The following is a 1,294-nucleotide window of genomic DNA, read 5'->3' as shown; positions in this document are numbered from 1 at the left end:
GGGCCCGCCCCCGCGCCCGCGTACGTCGACAGTTCGCGGCTCTACGACACCGGTGTCCAGGTCAGGCCCGCACCGGGCACCCCCGCGCCGCCCGGCGACGTCTCGGCGCTGTCCTGGCTGGTCGCCGACGCCGATTCCGGCGATGTGCTCGCCGCGTACGACGCGCACCGCAAGCTGCCGCCCGCCTCCACCCTCAAGACGCTCTTCGCGGTCACCGCGATGCCGCACCTGCCCGCGCGGTCCCGGCACACCGTCACCCAGGCCGACCTGTCCGGCATCAACGAGGGCAGCAGCATGGTGGGCGTCGAATCCGGCCTCTCCTACCGGGTCGCCGACCTGTGGCGTGGTGTCTTCTTGAGCTCCGGCAGCGACGCCGTGCACGTACTGGCCTCGATGAACGGCGGCTGGGACACCACCGTCAGGGAGATGCAGGCCAAGGCGCGGCAGCTGGGCGCGCTGGACACGCACGTGGTGTCCTGCGACGGATACGACACGCCCGGCCAGGTGTCGTCGGCCTTCGACCTCGCCGTGTTCGGGCGTACGGGCCTGGCGAACCCCCAGTTCGCGTCGTACGCGGCCACGCCCGACGCGCAGTTCCCCGGCGAGCCGGGCGCCAGCTTCGGCATCCAGAACACCAACCGGCTGCTCAGCGGCGCACACGGTGTGCGGACGTACCCCGGCATGATCGGGGTGAAGAACGGCTACACCACCAAGGCGGGCAACACCCTGATCGCGGCGGCCCGGCACGGGAGCCGCACGATCCTGGTGACGGTGATGAACCCGCAGTCGGGCGCGCCTGAGGCGGTCTACGACGAGGCGCGCGGGCTGCTCGACTGGGGCTTCGAGGCCGACGGGCACGCCACCCCGGTGGGTTCACTGGCGCCGGCTCCCCGGGTGCGGGCGGCGGGTTCGGCCAGGACCGGGGCGGGAAGCGCCGGGCAGGCGGGTGGCGCGGACGCCGTGCCGGCCGCGCGGCACCGCGCCGAGGCGGGAGCCGCGACCGGAACCGGCACCGGTCTGCTGGTGCCTGCGGCACTGGGGGGCGCAGCAGCCCGCGCCGGCGGCGGGCTGTTCCTGGTCCGGCGCGCGGCCCGGCGCCGCACGTCCGGGAGTTGAGCGGGGCGCCCGTCTCGAAGGTGCGCCTGGCGCCGTGCGGGGTGGCGGGCGCTCAGGCGCCGCAGCCCCCCCAGCAGGGGGGGGAGGTGGGTCCCTACCACGCCCCGGTAGGTGTGGCACTCGTCGATCACGACGTAGCGCAAGGCGCGCAGGAAGGAGGCCCAGCGCGGGTGGGCCG

Annotated in this window: 1 protein-coding gene; it reads left to right on the top strand. The window is 75.0% G+C overall.

The features are described from left to right. Nucleotides 1-1,116, top strand: a 1,116-nt coding sequence (locus tag LCE31_RS39670) for a D-alanyl-D-alanine carboxypeptidase family protein (RefSeq protein WP_225023148.1), incomplete at its 5' end; no start/stop codon positions are given. Nucleotides 1,117-1,294: the final 178 nt, after the last annotated feature.

Source organism: Streptomyces sp. 8L, assembly GCF_020176795.1.
Taxonomy (GTDB): domain Bacteria; phylum Actinomycetota; class Actinomycetes; order Streptomycetales; family Streptomycetaceae; genus Streptomyces.
The sequence above is the reverse complement of the archived record's forward strand: the minus strand, read 5'-3'. Positions and strand labels throughout refer to the sequence as shown.